Below are 18,358 nucleotides of genomic sequence, written 5' to 3' on the forward strand. Positions count from 1 at the left end.
ACCGCTTAGGAATTTGCCGCCATGAGCCGACTCCCCACCGTTTTCATTTCCCACGGCGCGCCGACGCTGCCGATCGACCCGTCGATGCCGTCCGCCGAATTCGCATCGCTCGGTCAGACGCTGCCGCGCCCCGGCGCCATTTTGATGCTGTCCGCGCATTGGGGCACGGCGCAGCCGGTCGCTAGCACGGCCGAGCGCCCGGAAACCATCCACGACTTCTACGGCTTCCCGCGCGCGCTCTACGAACTGCGCTATCCGGCGCCCGGCGCGCCCGATCTGGCGAAGCGCGCCGCCGCGCTGCTCGGCGCGCAAGGCATTCCTGCCGCGACGACGAATCACGGGCTCGATCACGGCGCATGGGTGCCGATGCTGCTGATGTTCCCCGACGCCGAGGTGCCGGTCACGCAGCTATCGATTCAGCCGCATCTCGATGCCGCGCACCATTTCCGCATCGGCCGGGCGCTGCGCGAGTTGCGCGATGACGGCGTGATGATCGTCGGTTCCGGGCAAATCACGCACAATCTGCGCATGGCCGATTTCAGCGCTCGCCCTGAAGACGCCGATCCGCGCGTGGCCGAATTCACCGACTGGTTCGAGAGCCGCATGGCCGAACGCGACATCGACGCCCTGCTCGACTATCGTGCACGCGCGCCGCACGCCGCGCTGATGCATCCGACCGACGAGCATCTGCTGCCGGTGTTCAGCGCGCTCGGCGCGGCGGCCGACGATTATCGGCTCGGCATCCAGTCGCTCGGCACATTCCAGCGTGCGCTCGCGATGACCAACTACGTCTTCACCGACGACTGATCGAAAAAAAGCCCGCCTGATCGCTCAGGCGGGCTTTGTTCGGCGAAGGCGAAACGCTTACGCGCCGACTTCGTGAAGAATGTCGTCGGTGCTTTCGCGCTCTTCGAGATAGGTCGTGCGATAACCCGTGTGCACGCCCCAGTAATAGAAGATCAGCGCGAGCACGGCGACCGCCGCCATGTCCCAGCCGTACGGCAGCAATCCGTTTCCGCCGAAGTCCTTGCTGCCGATCAGCGACATGACCGCCATCGACGGCAGATAGGCCACGAGCCACCAAGCAGCCTTCAGATCGCGGCCCCAGCCTGCGAAACCGACCTTGCTCTGAAAATAGAAGTACACCGGCAACGCGACGACCATCAGCAGAATGATCTCGCCGGTCAGCGGCCACTTCGCCCAGAACAGCACGAGCGACGCGCACACGAATGCGAACGGCGCGACCAGGCCCATCAGCGGAATATTGACCGGGCGATCCAGATCCGGCGCCGCGCGGCGCAACGCCATCAGGCTGACGGGGCCGGTGAGATACGAGATGACCGTCGCCACCGAGATCACCGCCGCGAGCGTGCCCCAGCCGCGGAAGAAGAACAGGAACACGAACGACACGAACAGGTTGAACCACATCGCCTGACGCGGCACGCCGTAAAACGGATGCACGTTGCCGAACATCTTCGGCATCGTGTTGTTGCGCTCCATCGCGTAGATCATGCGCGTGGTCGTGGCCATATAGGTCGTGCCGGTGCCGCTCGGACTGACGAACGCATCGACGTACAAGAGGATGGCGAGCCAATTCAGGTTGAGCGCGATCGCCAGTTCCGCGAACGGCGATGCAAAGTTGAAGTGCTGCCAGCCCTTCGCCACATCCGCCGGATTCACCGCGCCGATGTACGCGATCTGAAGCAGCACGTAGATCACGAGCGCGATCAGGATCGAACCGACCACGGCGAACGGGATGCTTTTCGCCGGATGGCGCGCCTCGCCCGCGAGGTTCACCGGGCTCTGAAAGCCGTTGAAGCTGAACACGATCCCGCTCGTCGCCACGGCGGTGAGAACCGCGGACCATCCGAACGGCGCGAAATTCGACGCCGTGCCGAAGTTCTCCGAATGGAAGCCCGAGAAGACGAGGCCGCCGATCGTCAAACCCGGCACCAGGAACTTGAAGATCGTGATGATCGAGTTCGCGCGCGCGAACAGCTTGACGCCCCAGTAATTCAGGAGGAAGTAAATGACGACCAGCACGGCCGACAACAGCAGGCCAGTAGTCGTGAGCGTATGTCCGACGAACAGCTCGTGCGCCCATTCGTACGGCCAGGTGCTCATGTACTGGATGGACGCTTCCGCTTCGATCGGAATGACGGACACGATCGCGATCCAGTTCGCCCAAGCGCTGATGAATCCGACCAGCGCGCCGTGCGAATAGCGCGCGTAGCGCACCATGCCGCCGGATTCGGGAAAGGTTGCGCCCAGTTCGGCGTAGGTCAGCGCAATCGCCAGAATGACCACCGCACCGATGATCCACGCGCAAATCGCGGCGGGTCCGGCGATCTGCGACGCCTTCCACGCACCGAACAGCCACCCCGACCCGATGATGGATCCGAGGCCCGTCAGCATCAGCGCCAACGGACCGATGTTTCGCTTAATCGACTTCTCTGTCACTTTTCCTCCAAATATCTCGCACTGCCGGAATAGAAACGGCTCGCGGAGCCGCCGTTGCCCGATCCAGCAACGACCATGTCTGGCAGCCGGCGATATCGGTGCAACCGTCAAGAAGGCGCGTAGTTTAACGGTTGCACCTTTCGAATGCAGTGCATATTGGAGAGAAGTTCGCCCCAAAGCGGGGATTCCTTGAGCCAGTCGAGACCGGATGCGCAAGCGCTGTAAAATTTGCTTACGCATCTCAAAAAAATCCCTTCAGAGTTGTCGGATATTAATTGACCGCGAAATCGTTTCGCCGTATAAAGCTTCTTGCAGGATTTCAAGTGGCGAGTGAATTGGTTCTTTCGAGTTCGCCATCACGGTACTCCGGTTGGTCCCATTGCCCCTTCCTTGATTTTCCGCACCCCTGGGCTTCGGCCTTATTCATCATTTTTTTGGAACAAGTAACATGGAAACCGGTACCGTCAAGTGGTTCAATGACGCAAAGGGCTTTGGCTTCATCACTCCGGATGGCGGCGGCGAAGATCTGTTCGCGCACTTCTCGGAAATCCGCATCGAAGGCTTCAAGACGCTTCAGGAAAACCAAAAGGTTTCCTACGAAGTGAAGACCGGCCCGAAGGGCAAGCAAGCCGCGAACATCAAGCCGGTCTAAGACCCGCTAGAATTCGTATGAAAAACCCCGCTTCGGCGGGGTTTTTTGTTTTCTGCGCGGCTGCGTGATCCGCATCAGGCGAAGATGCGTTGCGCGTAGATTCCGAGTCCTTTCGCCACGCTGGCGAGGCGATCGCCGAATACCGGTTTCGCGCCGGGAAACGCCGCCGAAAGCGCGTCCGACAGGAATCGCAGACCCGTCGTGCCACCTGTGAAATAAACCGCGCCCACGTCCGCCGGCGCGACGCCCGCCCGCTTGAGCGTCTCGTGCGCCGCCTCGACGATCCGCCGCGTTTCGTCCGCGCCGGCCGCGATGAGCTGCGTCTCGTCGAACCCGACGCGCAGCGCTTCTTCCACCTCTTCCATGTCGATTTCGGTCGTGCCGCCCGCGGCGACGTCGATCTTCGCTTCCTCGGCGTGCGCGGTCAGCGCGTGCCCGAGCCGGCGATACACGACGCGCATCAGCCGATCGTGATGCCGCACGTCGGTGTAGAGATGGCGCATCAGTTGCAATTCGCTCACGCGCTTCGGCGTATAGACCGTGTTGATCAGATGCCAGGTCGCGAGATCGAAATACACGGGGCTCGGCACTTCGCGCCCTTTCGGATCGAGCGATTGATAGCCGAGTTCGCGCAGCACCGTCGCGAGTTCCACGCGCCGGTCGAAATCCGTGCCGGCGACGTGCACGCCGTGGTGCGCGAGCACATCGCCCTTGCGCTCGAGATGCCGCGCGCGCTCCGGACCGACGCGCACGAGCGAAAAGTCCGACGTGCCGCCGCCTATATCGGCGACCAGGACGAGGCCTTCCTGCGTCAGCCCGGCCTCATAGTCGAAGGCCGCCGCGATCGGCTCGTATTGGAAATGGATCTCGCGCAAGCCGACCGCGTGCGCGCACGCTTCGAGCTGCTTTTGCGCGAGATGGTCGGCGCGCGGATCGTCGTCGACGAAAAATACGGGGCGGCCGAGCACCGCGCGCGTGAGCGGTTCGGCGGCGAGCGCCTGCGCCTTCTGCTTCAAATGCTGCAGAAAGAGCGTGATGACATCGGTGTATTTGATCGCCGAGCCGTCGCCCAGGTCGGTGCTGTTGTCCGCGAGCGGCGAACCGAGAATGCTCTTCATCGAGCGCATCAGGCGGCCGTCGAAGCCGTCGATGTACGCTTCGAGCGCCGCGCGGCCGTAGGACTGGTTATTCTCGTCGGTGTTGAAGAAAACCGCGGTGGGCAGCGTCGTCGCTTCGCCTTCGACGGGCGCCAGCCGGATCGACAATCCGTCGGGCAAAGCCACCGCTGAATTCGATGTGCCGAAATCGATCGCGCAATAAGTCATGGGCATCGGCGGCGTCCTGAAGACGCCGCATTCAAACATGGACGGCGTTTTTAACACGTTCGCGCGGGCGCATCAACCGCATTTCAGATATTTTTAAACCATTGAGTTTATTCGACAAAAGCGGAATATAACTTGCTCGCCTCGCGGCAATTTGTTTGATTTCGAGAGCACGCTCCGGACGCATGAACGAAACCGCCACGCCACGGGAGACCCGTTTGAGCGATACAGCCAGCGATCGCCCGGCCATCATCGAAACCGATCTGCCCGGGCGGCTCGATCGCCTGCCGTGGGGACGCTTTCACACGCTGATCGTCCTTGCGCTCGGCATCACCTGGCTGCTCGACGGCCTCGAAGTGACGCTCGCCGGCGCGGTCGCGAGCGCGCTGAAATCGAGCCCGGCGCTGCAGTTTTCGAATGCCGATGTCGGTATCGCGGGCAGCGCGTATATCGCGGGCGCGGTGCTCGGCGCGCTCGGGTTCGGCTGGCTCACGGACCGGCTCGGCCGGCGCAAGCTGTTCTTCATCACGCTCTTTCTGTACGTGGCCGCGACCGCCGCGACCGCGTTCTCGTGGAATCTCGCCACGTTCGTACTGTTCCGTTTTCTGACGGGCGCGGGCATCGGCGGCGAATACACGGCAATCAATTCGACGATTCAGGAATTCACGCCCGCCCGCCTGCGCGGCTGGACCGATCTCGCGATCAACGGCACGTTCTGGGTCGGCGCGGGCATCGGCGCGGCGGGCTCGATCGTGCTGCTCGATCCCGCGCTGCTTCCGCCCGATTGGGGCTGGCGGGCGTGCTTTCTGATCGGCGCGGCGCTCGGGCTCACGATTCTCTTCATGCGCATGTGGGTGCCGGAAAGCCCGCGCTGGCTCATCACGCACAATCGCGCGGACGAGGCGAGGCACGTCGTCGAGGAAATCGAGGCGCATTTCCGGCAGCACGGCATCGAGATTCCCGACACGCCCGTCAAGCCGCTGCGTCTGCACGCGCGTGATGGCACGCCGATCCGCGAAGTCGTCCACACGCTGTTCAAGGCGCATCGCAGCCGCTCGCTCGTCGGATTGGTGCTGATGACCGCGCAGGCGTTCTTCTACAACGCGATTTTCTTCACCTACGCGCTCGTGCTGACCGATTTCTATCATGTGCCGGGCGATCACATCGGCTGGTACGTGCTGCCGTTCGCCGCCGGGAATTTTCTCGGTCCGGTGCTGCTCGGCAGGCTTTTCGACGTGCTCGGACGGCGTCGCATGATCGCGTCGACGTATGCGATCTCGGGCGTGCTGCTGACGGTGAGCGGCTGGATGTTCATGCACGGCATGCTCACCGTGACGACGCAAACCATCGCGTGGATGGTGATTTTCTTCTTCGCGTCGGCGGCGGCGAGTTCCGCGTATCTGACCGTGAGCGAGACGTTCCCGCTGGAAATTCGCGCGCTCGCCATCGCCGTGTTCTACGCGTTCGGCACGGCGCTCGGCGGCATTATCGGGCCGACGCTTTTCGGCCAGTTGATCGACACGCACGAGCGCGGCCCTGTGTTCGTCGGCTATCTGATCGGCTCGCTGCTGATGATCGCGGCGGCGGTCGTCGCCGGAATCTGGGGCGTCGCGGCGGAGCGCAAATCGCTCGAAGATGTCGCTCGTCCGCTGTCGGCGGCGGACGAGCACTGACCGCGCTTACTTGAACGCCTTGTCCCACGCGCCTTCGAAGGCCGTTTCAGCCAGCGTCTTGCGTGCGCGCGGCGCCGCTTCGCGCTCGCGCAGCGCGTCGTCGAGCTCGCTCGCGTCGCCGTGATGCCCGATCGCGATCATCGCGATGATCTCGACATCGGCGGGAACCGAGAACGCCTGACGGAAGGCGTCGCGGTCGAAGCCGCCCATCTGATGCGTCGCGAGTCCGAGCGCGTGCGCCTGGAGCACCAGCGCCATCGCGGCCGCGCCGGTGTCATAAGTCGCGGTGCGGTTCGCGTCGCCTTTCGGCGTGAGCGTCGAGGCCGTCACGCAGACGAGCAGCGGCACGTTCACGTTCCATTTCTGATTCGACGGCGCGAGCGTATCGAACGCGCGCTTGAACGCGGCTTCGTCGCGATGACGATCGAACGCGATGAAACGCCACGGCTGCAAATTGTTCGACGACGGCGCCCAACGCGCCGCTTCGAGCAGGCGATGCAACGTCGTGCGCTCGATCGGCGCATTGGAAAAGGCGCGCGGGCTCCAGCGGCCGGCGATCAGTTCGTGGATGTCGACATCGGTCGGAGCGGGTTTCGTGCTCATGTTGGGCCTCGTTGGCGTGATGAAAGACAAACGGCGCGCATCGGCAAAGATGCGCGCCGTTCAACGCGACAAGGATAAACAAGCTCGCGCGCGCGTGCAGATCGTCAGGTCGCGGCGACGCCCATCGTCCGGCCCGCGCGATTGATGCGCAGCACCGTCACGGCGGCGACGAGGCACAGGCCGCCGGAGATCATCGTGGCGACGGTATAGCTGCCGAGGCTCGAACGCAGCATGCCGCCGCCGAGCGCCGCGAACGCCGCGCCGAGCTGATGGCCCGCGACGACCCAGCCGAACACGATCGGCGCCGATTCCTTGCCGTAGACATCGGTGGCGAGGCGCACGGTCGGCGGCACGGTGGCGATCCAGTCGAGCCCGTAGAACACGGCGAAGAGCGGCAGGCCGAAGAAATCGATGCCGAACGCATATGGCAGATAGATCAGCGACAGTCCGCGAAGGCCGTAGTACCAGAACAGCAGCACGCGCGAGTTGAAACGGTCGGAAAGCCAGCCGGAGAGCGTCGTGCCGAACAGATCGAAAATGCCCATCGCGGCGAGCAGCGTCGCGCCCTGCACTTGCGTCATGCCGTAGTCGGAGCACATCGCGATCAGATGCGTGCCGACGTAACCGTTCGTGCTCGCGCCGCAAACGAAGAAGCTGAAGAACAGCAGCCAGAAATCGCGCGTCTTGCTGGCCATCGCGAGCGTGCCGAACGCGACCTTGATCGGATTTTTCGGCGGCGGGAGCGCGCCGGGCGGCAAGTCGGCGGTCTCGCCGACCGGACGCAGCGAGAGATCGGCCGGGCGCTCGGGCAGCAGCCACGCGACGAGCGGCAACACGATCGCCGCCGCCGCCGCGACGACGAACACTACCGGACGCCAGCCGTAATGCTCGGAGATCGAAGCGAGGAACGGCAGGAACACGAGCTGGCCGGTCGCGGAACTCGCGGTGAGAATGCCCATCGCGAGGCCGCGATGCGTCGTGAACCAGCGATTCACGATCGTCGCGGACAGCGTGAGCGCGGCCACGCCCGTCGCGCTGCCGACCATCACGCCCCAGACGAGTACCATTTGCCACGGCTCGGTCATCATCGACGAAATGCCGACGCCGGCGGCAAGCGTCGCAATTGCGGCCAGCACGGTCGGGCGCACGCCGAAACGCTGCATCGCGGCCGCGGCGAACGGGCCCGCGAGACCGTAGAGCGCGAGATTGATCGAAATCGCCAGCGAAATCGTGCCGCGCGACCAGCCGAACTGCTTTTCGAGCGGCAACATCATGACGCTCGGCGTTGCGCGCGTGCCAGCCGCCGCGAGCAACACCAGGAACACGACGCCCACCGCGACCCAGCCGTAATGCATACGGCCGTTCAGCCGTCTCGCTACCCAATTCATCGCTGCTCCGTCAGGTTGATTTTTATCTCAAGCAAGAACCTTCGTTACCGTTCTGTCACATCAGAGTTGCGAGCTTAGTTACCGATCGGTAACATGTCAAGCATGCAGCAGAAATCATCGAGGATCCGATCTTGACCCGAGTAACGTCCGATCAGCCGAAAACCGCCGCCCGTCGCAACGCGCGCACGGACGCGGCGACCGCGCAGGAGCAATTGCTCGACGCGGCGCAGGAGCTTTTCTATCGCGACGGCATCCGCGCGATCGGCGTCGATGCCGTCGTCGAGCGGGCGGGCGTCAATAAAATGAGCCTGTATCGGCAATTCGCGTCGAAAGACGAACTCGTCGTCGCGTATCTGGAGCGCATGGATGAAAGATTCCGGCGGCGCTTCGAGGCGAGCGTCGCGAAACATCCCGGCGAGCCGGCGAAACAGCTCGTCCAGGCGCTCGAAGATCTGGTGAAGCGCGCGTCGTCGCCCGATTACCGCGGCTGCCCGTTCGTGAACATCGCGTGCGAATTCGGCGATCCGGCGCATCCCGCGCGCCAATCGGTCGAGCGCAACAAAAGTTACCTGATGACCCGTCTCGCCGAAATTTCGGCGGCCGCCGGAGCGGATAATCCCGTCGAGCTGGCGGAATCGCTCGCGTTGCTCGTCGACGGCATCTACGCGACGAGCCAGACCTACGGCCCCGGTTCGGGCCCGCTGCTCGCCGCGCCGCGCATCGCGCGCACGCTGATCGCGGCGGCCTGCGCCGCGCATCGCAAACAGGAAGATTCATGAATGACAGCAGCAACCGCGACGAAGTGATCGCGGCGACCCGACACTGGCTCACCCGCGCGGTGATCGGACTCAACCTGTGCCCGTTCGCGAAGAGCGTGCATGTCAAAGAGCAGATTCGCTATGTGGTGAGCGAGGCGCGCGGCGTGGACGACCTCGTCGTGGAACTGACCGATGAACTTCGCCTCTTGCGCGACACCGACGCGGAAGTAATCGACACGACGCTTTTCATCACGCCGCACGCGTTCGCCGATTTCGCCGACTATAACGACGCGCTCTTCTTCGCCGAGCGCCTCGTCGATCAATTGGGACTCGCGGGCGAATTGCAGATCGCGAGTTTTCATCCGGACTATCGGTTCGAAGGCACCGGGCCCGACGATATCGACAACTACACGAATCGCGCGCCGTACCCGACGTTCCATCTGATCCGCGAAGCGAGCATCGATCGCGCGGTGGCTGCATTTCCCGATGCGGCCGACATCTACGAACGCAATATCGAAACGCTGCGCCGTCTCGGGCACGACGGCTTCGCAGCGTGGATGAAAGAGAAGTCCTGATCAGTGCGCGGGCGCGAAAAAGCGCTCGCGCAACTCGTCCAGCCCGAGCGTTTCCAGCACGTCAGACAGCCTTTGCGCAGGCCGGCCGCGCGGCAAGTCCTTGAATTGCGCAACGATGAGCTCGTTCTTCATCGAATGTTCCCAGCCGACGAGTTCCGTTACGCTCACCTGATAACCGTGCGATTCGAGCTGCAGGCAGCGCAGCACGTTCGTGATCTGGCTCCCGAATTCGCGCGTGTGCAGCGGATGCCGCCACATTTCCGTCAGCACGTTCTTCGAAAGCGAGTGGCCCTTGTTCTTGCGCAGCACCGAAGCCACTTCCGCCTGACAGCACGGCACCACGACGATGTATTTCGCTTTCTTTTGCAGAGCGAACTGGATGGCGTCGTCGGTGGCGGTGTTGCACGCGTGAAGCGCGGTGACGATATCGATCGAATCAGGTAGACGATCTGAATCAATTGATTCGGCCACCGACAGATTCAAAAATGACATCCCCGTAAACCCGAGTCGGCCAGCCAATTCTTCCGATTTTTTTACGAGCTCTTCGCGCGTCTCGATTCCAAAGATGTGTGACCGATCGCGCAGAGTCTTGAAGAAGAGATCGTAGAGAATAAACCCAAGATAGGATTTTCCTGCACCGTGATCGACAAGTGATACGGCCCCTTGGCGCTCGTGAACTTCGGCGAGAAGCGGTTCGATGAACTGATAGAGGTGATAGACCTGCTTCAGTTTGCGGCGGCTGTCCTGATTCATCTTGCCGTCGCGCGTGAGGATATGGAGTTCCTTCAGCAGTTCGATCGACTGGCCTGGACGAATCTCGTGTTTGGTGGATGGGTCGGGTGTGCCCGGAGCCGACGCGGAGGACTTCCTGGTCATCTTGAAGGTGTGTTGAATAAAAAAAGCGGAGCAGTTCGCGCCGAATGTGCGCTAACCGCTGGTTCTGCCGTCTCAAAAGGGGAAGTTTACCCAAAAGCGCGAAGACGCTCTTGTTCCAGCCACGGCTGATCGGCCAATGCGTGGCAGCAAACGCATGGAACGGATTGTGCATCGTCGGACAATGAGGCCATTGGAAAAGACGACACAGCGTGGCCTCGCGGCTGCGTACCGATGCAGCAAGCAGGAGCAACAAGCCAGTAACAAGCCGTGCCTCGACACGTCGAACGTCGTCACCCGCGCCCACCTTGTTACGTAACACCTAACGCACAGCGCGGCGAATGCGACTCGCCGGCGCCATGAACATGAGAGGACGGCGATGGATGCGATCCCGGACAAGAAAGCAGAGAAACAATTTCAGGAGATGCTCGCGGCACTGACCGCGATGCCCGCGTGGAGCGAAAAGCAGCAACTCGAACTCGAAATGGCACGAGAGATTTCCGTGGAGATGTTGCGCCTCGCCGAATCGATGCGCGACGGCTCCACCGATATCGAAACGTGCCTGACCATGCTGAAGTACGCCAAGGTGATGGATTTCGTCCTGACGACGCTCGCGTCACGCCGCGAGATTGCGCCGCAAACGTTGCGCGTGATCTTCAAGCTGGCGGGTCTGAAGGTCGATGAAGCCTATCCGGGCTGACGCGATCGCGCGTCTGAAACCGGTGCGCGTTCCGAGCGCGCGCCGGCGTCAGCTTTTGCGTTTGGTCATGAGGCGCGCCGCGGACTGACGCATGTGCCGCTGCATCGCCGCTTGCGCCTGTATGGCGTCGCGCGCTTCCAGTGCTTCCAGAATCTCGCGATGCTCGCCAAGCGCGGCCGCCCACGTTTCCTCTCCTTCGAAGTGCCCACGCAGTGTCGATGACAGCGGACTATGCCGCTCGTCATACAGACTGCCGACCGTTCGCACGAGCACGTCGTTGCCGGTCATCTGCGCGATCGCGATGTGAAACGCGCGATCGGCCGCCATCGGCACCTGGCCGTTCGCGACTTCGCGCGCCATCGTCTCGTACACGGCGCGCAACGCCTTGATCTCTTTCGGTTTCGCGAACGGCGCGACGCTCGCCGCGATCGCGCCCTCGATTACGCCGCGCGCGTTCATGATCTCGATCGGGCTTTCGCCCAGTTCCGCTTCGCTCGTCGCCGGCTTCGCCGACGGCGCCGCGACGATGTACACGCCCGAGCCCATGCGAATTTCGACGCGCCCTTCCAGTTCCAGCGCGACAAGCGCCTCGCGCACCGATGGCCGCGACACGCCGAGCGTCTGCGCCAGTTCGCGCTCGGACGGCAAGCGGCCGTTCGGCGCGAAATCCTGCTGTTCGATCAGCCCGCGCAGCTTGTCGGCGATCTGTAGATAGAGGCGACGCGTTTCGGCTGGTTTGACGCTCACGAGCTGGCTCCTGCTTTTCGTCTCGGGGAAAACGTGGATTGTAATCAGTGGAAGGGTTGACGCGCCGTGGGGCGGGCGTTTGCCGTCCGCAGACTGCTTACAAGTGGCTTGACCAATTCTATTTCAAGACACTAGTATGCAATCCGGTAAGGCCAGGTGGGCCAATTTTTTTACGGCGATCTGGAACCGTTCCCAGACGAAATTCCTCCCTAGCGCGCGCGACGATGAGCAATCCGATTCTTCAATTCGGCACCAGCCGCTTTTTGCAGGCACACGTCGATTTTTTCGTGACCGTTGCGGCGCGCCGCGATCCGGCGAAAGCGCTCGGCAAGATTACCGTCGTCCAGACGACGTCGAGCGCCGACAGCCGCGCGCGTGTCGAGGCCTTGCGCTCGGCCGGGCGTTATCCGGTGCGCATCCGTGGCCGTCAGCGCGATGAAACCATCGATATGACGGTCGAATGCGATGCCATCACCGAAGCGCTGCACGCGAACGAAGACTGGCCCTTGCTGATCGAGCGCGTGAAGCGCGACGTGAAAGTGATCGTCTCGAACACCGCCGACGCAGGGTACGCGCTTTTCGATGAAGACACCGCCGATCTGCTCGACGGCCAGCGCACGCCGCGCGGCTTCGCGGCAAAGCTCGCGGTGCTGCTGCACGCGCGGCATCGCGCCGGCGGCGCGCCGATCACGCTTCTGCCCTGCGAACTCGTTTCGCGCAACGGCGATACGCTGCGCGATCTGGTGATCGGCGTGGCGCGCGGCTGGAACGTCGACGACGCGTTCATCGCTTATCTGACGAACGACTGCGTGTGGGTGAATTCGCTCGTGGACCGCATCGTGTCGGAGCCGATACAACCTGTCGGCGCGATCGCGGAGCCGTACGCGCTGTGGGCGATCGAGCGTCAGGACGGCATGGTATTGCCGTGCGAACACGAGGACATCGTCGTCACCGACGATCTCGCGCACTACGAACGCCTCAAGCTTCTGATGCTGAATCTCGGCCACACGATGCTCGCGCAGATCTGGCGCACGCGCGACGGCTCGCCGGACATGACCGTACTCGACGCGATGCGCGATCCGGCCTATCGCGAGCCGCTCGAAGCGACGTGGCGCGACGAAGTGCTTCCCGTATTCGCGGCGCTCGGCAAGGGCGACGTTGCGGCCGACTACCTCGCGAGCGTGCGCGACCGCTTCGAGAACCCGTTTCTCGTCCATCGGCTCGCTGACATCGCGCGCAATCACGACGAGAAGAAAGTTCGACGCTTTCAGCCCGTAATCGATCTGGCGCGCGAACTGAAGCTCGACATCGAACAAACGCGTCTTCGCGACGCACTCGAAACCGCCTGACGACCGGCCCGACCGATTTTCAATCACGGCTCACCGCGCCGGCATCGCGGATCGAGCTGGAACACATTGAAGTGCCGCCCCATTGAGGAGACAAACGATGCGCAAAATGCGTTGGGTAGTGATATTTCTGGCCTTTTTGGCAATCGCGATCAATTACATCGATCGTGCAAACCTTGCGGTCGCCGCGCCGCAAATCGAAAAAGCGCTCAATATCGGCCCGGCCGAAATGGGCTTCATCCTGAGCGGCTTCTTCTGGAGCTACGCGCTCATGCAGATGCCGTTCGGCTGGTTCGTCGATCGCGTCGGCGCACGCATCGCACTGCCGCTCGCGGTGGGCTGGTGGTCGGTGTTCACGGCGTTGACCGCGGTTGCGACGAGCGTCGTCGGCATGTTCGGCTGCCGCCTGATGCTGGGCGTCGGCGAAGCGGGCGCGTATCCGTCGTGCGCGAAGCTCGTGTCGCAATGGTTCACAAAATCGCAGCGCGCATTCGCGACCAGCATCTTCGATTCGGGCTCGCGCGTGGGTTCGGCACTGTCCATTCCGGTCGTCGCGTTCATCATCAGCTCGTTCGGCTGGGAAGCGTCGTTCGTCATTACCGGCGTGATCGGCTTCGTGTGGATTCTCGGCTGGTTCCTGATCTACCGTAACAAGTCGAAGGGCGATCTCACCGGCGAAACCGATGTCGCGCCGGTGCCGGTTGCGCCGAAGAACAAGGTGTCGTGGGCGTCGCTGTTCAAGTACCGCACGCTGTGGGGCATGATGCTCGGCTTCTTCTGCCTGAACTTCGTGATCTACTTCTTCATCACCTGGTTCCCGAGCTATCTCGTGCAGGCGCACGGCTTCTCGCTGAAATCGCTCGGCACGCTCGGCACGATTCCCGCGCTGATGTCGATTCCCGGCGGCTGGCTCGGCGGCTTCATCTCCGATTCGCTCTTCAAGCGCGGCTGGAGCCTGACCGCCGCACGCAAGACCTGCATGGTCGGCGGCATGCTGATGTCGTCCGTCATCACGCTGTGCGCGTTCGTCGAAAACATTTATCTGATGCTCGCGTTCTTCGGCATCGCTTACGCGAGTCTCGCGTTCGCCGCTGCATCGATCTGGTCGCTCCCGAGCGACGTCGCGCCGACGCCGGATCACGTCGCGTCGATCGGCGGCATCCAGAATTTCGCGTCGAATCTGGCGGGCATCGTCATCACCACGTTCACCGGCGTGATGCTCGCGATCACCAAGGGCTCGTTCGTGATTCCGCTGTGCGTCGCGGGCGGCTTCTGCTTCCTCGGCGCGTTCAGCTATCTTTTCATTGTCGGCAAGATCGAACCGCTCAATCGCGCCGAAGAAGAGCAAGCCCGGCGCGACGACGGTCGCGCACCTTCCACGGTCTGAGTCTGAGAACAAAACCATGTCCACCACATCCACCGACCATGCGGTCATCCGGCTGCATCCCAACGACGACGTCGTGATCGCGACGCGTCAGTTGCTCTCCGGCGCGCGGATCGCGTCGGAGGATCTCGTCGTCGCCGGGCTGATTCCGCCGGGCCACAAGATCGCGACGCGCGATATCGCGGCGGGCGCGCCCGTGAAGCGCTACAACCAGATCATCGGCGTGGCGAAGGAAGCGATCGCGCGCGGGCAGCACGTCCACACGCACAATCTGTCGATGGCCGATTTCGCGCGCGAGCACGAGTTCGGCGTCGATCTGCATCCGACGCCGTTCGTCGACAAGCCCGCGACTTTCATGGGCATCCGCCGCGAGGACGGCCGCGTCGCCACGCGCAATTTCGTCGGCGTGCTGACGAGCGTGAACTGCTCGGCGACGGTCGCCCGCGCGATCGCCGATCATTTCCGGCGCGACGTGCATCCGGAAGCGCTCGCGGATTACCCGAACGTCGACGGCGTGATCGCGCTGACGCACGGTCTCGGATGCGGCATCGACATGCAGGGCGAAGGGCTCGGCATCTTGCGGCGCACGCTTGCGGGTTACGCGGTGCATCCGAATTTTCATTCGGTGCTGTTCGTGGGTCTGGGATGCGAGACCAATCAGATTTCCGGTGTGCTCGAATCGAGCGGGCTGAAGGACGGTTCGCATCTGAAGAGCTTCACGATTCAGGATAGCGGCGGCACGCGCAAGACGATCGAACGCGGCATCGCGCTGGTGAAGGAAATGCTCGCCGATGCCAATCGCGTGCAGCGCGAGCCGCTGCCGGCGTCGCACCTGATCGTCGGTTTGCAGTGCGGCGGGTCGGATGGCTATTCGGGCATTTCGGCGAATCCCGCATTGGGCGCGGCGGTCGACAAGCTCGTCGCGCATGGCGGCACGGCGATTCTTTCCGAAACGCCGGAAGTGTATGGCGCGGAGCATCTGCTGACGCGCCGCGCGGTGAGCCGCGAGGTCGGAGAGAAACTGGTCACGCGTATCAAGTGGTGGGAAGAATACTGCGCGCGCAATGGCGCGGCGATGGACAACAATCCGTCGGCAGGCAACAAGGTCGGCGGATTGACGACGATCCTCGAGAAATCGCTCGGCGCGGTCGCGAAAGGCGGGACAACGAATCTCGTCGAAGTGTACGAGTACGCTCAGCGCATCGACGCGAAAGGCTTCGTGTTCATGGATTCGCCCGGCTATGATCCGATGTCGGCGACGGGCCAGGTTGCATCGGGCGCAAATCTGATCTGCTTCACGACGGGACGCGGTTCGGCTTATGGATGCGCGCCGTCGCCGTCGCTCAAACTGGCGACGAACACCGCGCTGTGGGAACGCCAGGAAGAGGACATGGATATCAATTGCGGCGGCGTGATCGACGGCTCCGCGACCATCGAACAACTCGGCGACGAAATCTTCCAGATGATGCTCGACTGTGCGTCAGGCGTGGCGTCGAAGAGCGAACTCCACGGGTATGGGCAGAGTGAGTTCGTGCCTTGGCAGGTGGGTGTGGTGACTTGAGGCTTCTATTTTGGTGAAAAAAACGCGCCGTGTTCCGGCGCGTTTTTCTTTGATCAGGCCGGTCCGAGGTCGATTTGGATTGGCTCGTGCGAGCAGTCGAACACCGTGCCGTGAAGCCGCACTTCGCACCATTCGCGAAAGAGTTTGAGCGATCGCTTCTGCGGCCACAATGCGTCGTCCGTGTACCAGTCGTCGAGCATCTGTTCGAAAATCGTCTGCCAGTTTCGGTTGATCCATTTCTCGGCGGACTCGATAACATCGTCGCCTCCGCATGGAATCAGGAACGTGTTTGGGTCGTCGCGCGCCTCGTCGAAAAGAACGGGACGCTGCGGGTCTGGTGCCGGATCGGCGCGGTTGATCCAATCGACGAACGGCTGCTTCGGCAAGACGACAGCAACCGCTCGATTGGTGATGAGAAGCGCATCGGATGGCATGTTCGCGACCTCGTTGGGAGCGCGGACGATCAGACCGTCTCGGCGTGTTGCGCCATCATCTGCAACGCGACGGCTTCCGCCACTTCGATGCCGTCGATCGCAGCCGAATAGATGCCCCCAGCGTAGCCCGCGCCCTCTCCCGCCGGATAAAGCCCCTCCACATTGACGCTCTGATAGTCGTCCTTGCGACGCACGCGGATCGGCGACGACGTGCGCGTCTCGACACCGGTCAACACTGCGTCGTGCATCGCGAATCCCTTGATCTTCTTGTCGAGCTCGGGCAACGCTTCGCGAATCGCTTCGATCACGTAATCGGGCAGCGCGGTGCTCAGATCGGTCGGCTTTACGCCCGGCTTGTAGGACGGCGCCACGGAACCGAGCGAAGTGGATGCGCGCCCCGCGATGAAATCGCCGACGAGTTGCCCCGGCGCGGAGTAGTCGCCGCCGCCGAGTTCGAACGCGCGCTCTTCCCACTTGCGCTGAAACGCGATGCCGGCCAGCGGGCCGCCCGGGTAGTCATCCGGCGTAATGCCGACGACGATGCCCGCGTTCGCGTTACGCTCGGCGCGCGAATACTGGCTCATGCCGTTCGTCACGACGCGGCCCGGCTCGGACGTCGCCGCGACGACCGTGCCGCCCGGGCACATGCAAAAGCTATAGACCGCGCGTCCATTGCTGCAGTGATGGACCACTTTGTAGTCGGCCGCGCCGAGCTTTTCGTGGCCGGCGAATTTCCCGAAGCGGCTTCTGTCGATGACGCCTTGCGGATGCTCGATCCGGAAGCCGAGCGAGAACGGCTTGGCCTCCATGTAGACGCCGCGTTCGTGCAGCATCTCGAACGTATCGCGTGCGCTGTGACCGACGGCGAGCACGACGTGATCGCAGCGCAGCGTTTCGCCCGTCGAAAGCTTGAGCCCGCGCACCTTGCCGTTATCGATGTCGATGTCTTCAACGCGGTGCTGAAATCGCACTTCCCCGCCAAGCTGATGGATTTGCGCGCGCATCTTCTCGACCATGCTCACCAGCCGGAAGGTACCGATGTGCGGCCGGCTCAAATACAGAATGTCTTCCGGCGCGCCAGCTTTGACGAACTCGTCGAGCACCTTGCGGCCGTAATGTTTGGGATCTTTGATCTGGCTGTAGAGCTTGCCGTCCGAGAACGTGCCTGCGCCGCCTTCGCCGAACTGCACGTTCGATTCCGGATTGAGCTCGTTGCGACGCCAGAGGCCCCACGTGTCTTTCGTCCGCTCGCGCACCGCTTTGCCGCGTTCGAGAATGATCGGCCGAAAGCCCATCTGCGCGAGGATCAAGCCGGCGAAAAGCCCGCACGGTCCCATGCCGATGACGACGGGACGCAGCATCGTCGATTGCGCCGGCGCTTTTGCGACGAAACGATACGCCATGTCGGGCGTCACGCCGCAGTGCGGATGCTGATGCGCTTCCAGTCGCTTCAACACCGACGCTTCGTCTCGCAACTCGACATCGATGATGTAGGTGAGCTTGATATCGGCGCGCTTGCGGGCATCGTGTGCGCGGCGAAATACGTGAAAGCTCACGAGTTCGTTCGCGCCAACGCCGATTTCGGCGAGACGCGCGAGAACCGCAGTTTCGATAGCCGATTCGGGATGATCGAGCGAGAGCTTGAGTTCGCTTAGACGTAGCATGGGGAAATCGACGGCGCTGCCGTACTTTTTGAAAAGCTGTAGAGAGATTCTAGCGCTTGCGCAACGCGTACTTCGCGGATTTGCAGATACCGCGCTTCAAACGCAAAAACCCCACCTTTTTGGGGTGGGGTTTTTGTTTGGAGCATGAGGAGCCTGACGATTACCTACTTTCACACGGGTATCCGCACTATCATCGGCGTGGAGTCGTTTCACGGTCC

The 18,358-nt window shown here is 62.6% G+C and carries 17 protein-coding genes; 9 read left to right on the plus strand and 8 right to left on the minus strand.

Features of this window, described 5'->3' with window-relative positions:
- Nucleotides 1-21: 21 nt before the first annotated feature.
- Nucleotides 22-807, plus strand: coding sequence for a DODA-type extradiol aromatic ring-opening family dioxygenase (locus NCS03_RS12370; protein WP_250480698.1), 786 nt, complete (start codon nucleotides 22-24; stop codon nucleotides 805-807).
- A gap of 57 nt (nucleotides 808-864) precedes the next feature.
- Here NCS03_RS12370 and NCS03_RS12375 read toward each other — a convergent pair whose 3' ends face one another.
- Nucleotides 865-2,415, minus strand: a complete 1,551-nt coding sequence (locus NCS03_RS12375; RefSeq protein WP_075583595.1) for an APC family permease — start codon at nucleotides 2,413-2,415, stop codon at nucleotides 865-867.
- A gap of 493 nt (nucleotides 2,416-2,908) precedes the next feature.
- Between NCS03_RS12375 and NCS03_RS12380 the strand changes: the two genes are divergently transcribed.
- Entirely contained in the window at nucleotides 2,909-3,112 is a 204-nt protein-coding gene (locus NCS03_RS12380; protein WP_007000074.1) for a cold-shock protein, read from the plus strand.
- A gap of 74 nt (nucleotides 3,113-3,186) precedes the next feature.
- Here the strand turns inward: NCS03_RS12380 and NCS03_RS12385 are convergent, their stop codons facing one another.
- On the minus strand, nucleotides 3,187-4,437 hold the full coding sequence (locus NCS03_RS12385) for an Hsp70 family protein (protein WP_034473913.1): 1,251 nt from the start codon (nucleotides 4,435-4,437) through the stop codon (nucleotides 3,187-3,189).
- 182 nt (nucleotides 4,438-4,619) lie between these two features.
- Here NCS03_RS12385 and NCS03_RS12390 point away from each other — a divergent pair, with 182 nt between their 5' ends.
- The gene (locus tag NCS03_RS12390; RefSeq protein WP_175983103.1) at nucleotides 4,620-6,107 is read left to right on the plus strand and encodes an MFS transporter; all 1,488 of its coding nucleotides are present in this window, start codon (nucleotides 4,620-4,622) and stop codon (nucleotides 6,105-6,107) included.
- 6 nt (nucleotides 6,108-6,113) lie between these two features.
- Here the strand turns inward: NCS03_RS12390 and NCS03_RS12395 are convergent, their stop codons facing one another.
- Both NCS03_RS12395 and NCS03_RS12400 read right to left on the minus strand, forming a co-directional pair.
- A complete protein-coding gene (locus NCS03_RS12395) occupies nucleotides 6,114-6,710 on the minus strand; it encodes a nitroreductase family protein (RefSeq protein ID WP_250440230.1) in 597 nt (198 codons plus the stop codon).
- Nucleotides 6,711-6,814: 104 nt separating this feature from the next.
- Entirely contained in the window at nucleotides 6,815-8,098 is a 1,284-nt protein-coding gene (locus tag NCS03_RS12400; protein ID WP_033536108.1) for an MFS transporter, read from the minus strand.
- 131 nt (nucleotides 8,099-8,229) lie between these two features.
- On the opposite strand from NCS03_RS12400, the gene NCS03_RS12405 reads away from it, so the two are divergent.
- A complete protein-coding gene (locus NCS03_RS12405; RefSeq protein WP_250529225.1) occupies nucleotides 8,230-8,877 on the plus strand; it encodes a TetR/AcrR family transcriptional regulator in 648 nt (215 codons plus the stop codon).
- Nucleotides 8,874-9,431: a DUF1415 domain-containing protein gene (locus NCS03_RS12410; RefSeq protein WP_250480701.1), complete on the plus strand. Its 558-nt coding sequence runs from the start codon at nucleotides 8,874-8,876 to the stop codon at nucleotides 9,429-9,431. Before NCS03_RS12405 ends, NCS03_RS12410 begins: the two co-directional genes overlap by 4 nt.
- On the opposite strand, the gene NCS03_RS12415 is transcribed toward NCS03_RS12410, so the two are convergent.
- Complete coding sequence (locus tag NCS03_RS12415) at nucleotides 9,432-10,307, minus strand: class I SAM-dependent methyltransferase (protein WP_008344377.1); 876 nt, start codon at nucleotides 10,305-10,307, stop codon at nucleotides 9,432-9,434.
- A gap of 376 nt (nucleotides 10,308-10,683) precedes the next feature.
- On the opposite strand from NCS03_RS12415, the gene NCS03_RS12420 reads away from it, so the two are divergent.
- Nucleotides 10,684-11,004 (plus strand): hypothetical protein, encoded by a 321-nt coding sequence (locus NCS03_RS12420; RefSeq protein ID WP_008344375.1) that lies wholly within the window; start codon nucleotides 10,684-10,686, stop codon nucleotides 11,002-11,004.
- A gap of 48 nt (nucleotides 11,005-11,052) precedes the next feature.
- Here the strand turns inward: NCS03_RS12420 and NCS03_RS12425 are convergent, their stop codons facing one another.
- On the minus strand, nucleotides 11,053-11,751 hold the full coding sequence (locus NCS03_RS12425; RefSeq protein ID WP_175983099.1) for a FadR/GntR family transcriptional regulator: 699 nt from the start codon (nucleotides 11,749-11,751) through the stop codon (nucleotides 11,053-11,055).
- Nucleotides 11,752-11,975: 224 nt separating this feature from the next.
- Between NCS03_RS12425 and NCS03_RS12430 the strand changes: the two genes are divergently transcribed.
- The 3 genes from NCS03_RS12430 (at nucleotide 11,976) to NCS03_RS12440 (ending at nucleotide 16,042) form a co-directional block, all read left to right on the plus strand.
- On the plus strand, nucleotides 11,976-13,100 hold the full coding sequence (locus tag NCS03_RS12430) for a mannitol dehydrogenase family protein (RefSeq protein WP_034473910.1): 1,125 nt from the start codon (nucleotides 11,976-11,978) through the stop codon (nucleotides 13,098-13,100).
- 97 nt (nucleotides 13,101-13,197) lie between these two features.
- Complete coding sequence (locus NCS03_RS12435) at nucleotides 13,198-14,484, plus strand: MFS transporter (RefSeq protein ID WP_008344369.1); 1,287 nt, start codon at nucleotides 13,198-13,200, stop codon at nucleotides 14,482-14,484.
- 16 nt (nucleotides 14,485-14,500) lie between these two features.
- A complete protein-coding gene (locus tag NCS03_RS12440) occupies nucleotides 14,501-16,042 on the plus strand; it encodes a UxaA family hydrolase (protein WP_250529226.1) in 1,542 nt (513 codons plus the stop codon).
- Nucleotides 16,043-16,095: 53 nt separating this feature from the next.
- Here the strand turns inward: NCS03_RS12440 and NCS03_RS12445 are convergent, their stop codons facing one another.
- Together NCS03_RS12445 and NCS03_RS12450 are read right to left on the minus strand one after the other, a co-directional pair.
- On the minus strand, nucleotides 16,096-16,476 hold the full coding sequence (locus NCS03_RS12445) for a hypothetical protein (protein ID WP_008344366.1): 381 nt from the start codon (nucleotides 16,474-16,476) through the stop codon (nucleotides 16,096-16,098).
- A gap of 29 nt (nucleotides 16,477-16,505) precedes the next feature.
- Nucleotides 16,506-18,140 carry an NAD(P)/FAD-dependent oxidoreductase gene (locus NCS03_RS12450; protein WP_250529227.1) on the minus strand — a complete coding sequence of 545 codons (1,635 nt, stop codon included), beginning with the start codon at nucleotides 18,138-18,140 and terminating at the stop codon, nucleotides 16,506-16,508.
- Between the last annotated feature and the right edge of the window lie 218 nt (nucleotides 18,141-18,358).

Source organism: Caballeronia sp. ATUFL_F1_KS4A (assembly GCF_023630905.1).
Lineage (GTDB): Bacteria > Pseudomonadota > Gammaproteobacteria > Burkholderiales > Burkholderiaceae > Caballeronia > Caballeronia zhejiangensis.

Excerpts from the sequence above, each read along its gene's own strand:
- NCS03_RS12370 (WP_250480698.1), top strand. The coding sequence starts at position 22 with ATGAGCCGACTCCCCACCGTTTTCATTTCCCACGGCGCGCCGACGCTG.
- NCS03_RS12375 (WP_075583595.1), bottom strand. The coding sequence starts at position 2,415 with ATGCTGACGGGCCTCGGATCCATCATCGGGTCGGGGTGGCTGTTCGGT.
- NCS03_RS12380 (WP_007000074.1), top strand. The coding sequence starts at position 2,909 with ATGGAAACCGGTACCGTCAAGTGGTTCAATGACGCAAAGGGCTTTGGC.
- NCS03_RS12385 (WP_034473913.1), bottom strand. The coding sequence starts at position 4,437 with ATGACTTATTGCGCGATCGATTTCGGCACATCGAATTCAGCGGTGGCT.
- NCS03_RS12390 (WP_175983103.1), top strand. The coding sequence starts at position 4,620 with ATGAACGAAACCGCCACGCCACGGGAGACCCGTTTGAGCGATACAGCC.
- NCS03_RS12395 (WP_250440230.1), bottom strand. The coding sequence starts at position 6,710 with ATGAGCACGAAACCCGCTCCGACCGATGTCGACATCCACGAACTGATC.
- NCS03_RS12400 (WP_033536108.1), bottom strand. The coding sequence starts at position 8,098 with ATGAATTGGGTAGCGAGACGGCTGAACGGCCGTATGCATTACGGCTGG.
- NCS03_RS12410 (WP_250480701.1), top strand. The coding sequence starts at position 8,874 with ATGAATGACAGCAGCAACCGCGACGAAGTGATCGCGGCGACCCGACAC.
- NCS03_RS12415 (WP_008344377.1), bottom strand. The coding sequence starts at position 10,307 with ATGACCAGGAAGTCCTCCGCGTCGGCTCCGGGCACACCCGACCCATCC.
- NCS03_RS12420 (WP_008344375.1), top strand. The coding sequence starts at position 10,684 with ATGGATGCGATCCCGGACAAGAAAGCAGAGAAACAATTTCAGGAGATG.
- NCS03_RS12430 (WP_034473910.1), top strand. The coding sequence starts at position 11,976 with ATGAGCAATCCGATTCTTCAATTCGGCACCAGCCGCTTTTTGCAGGCA.
- NCS03_RS12435 (WP_008344369.1), top strand. The coding sequence starts at position 13,198 with ATGCGCAAAATGCGTTGGGTAGTGATATTTCTGGCCTTTTTGGCAATC.
- NCS03_RS12440 (WP_250529226.1), top strand. The coding sequence starts at position 14,501 with ATGTCCACCACATCCACCGACCATGCGGTCATCCGGCTGCATCCCAAC.
- NCS03_RS12445 (WP_008344366.1), bottom strand. The coding sequence starts at position 16,476 with ATGCCATCCGATGCGCTTCTCATCACCAATCGAGCGGTTGCTGTCGTC.
- NCS03_RS12450 (WP_250529227.1), bottom strand. The coding sequence starts at position 18,140 with ATGCTACGTCTAAGCGAACTCAAGCTCTCGCTCGATCATCCCGAATCG.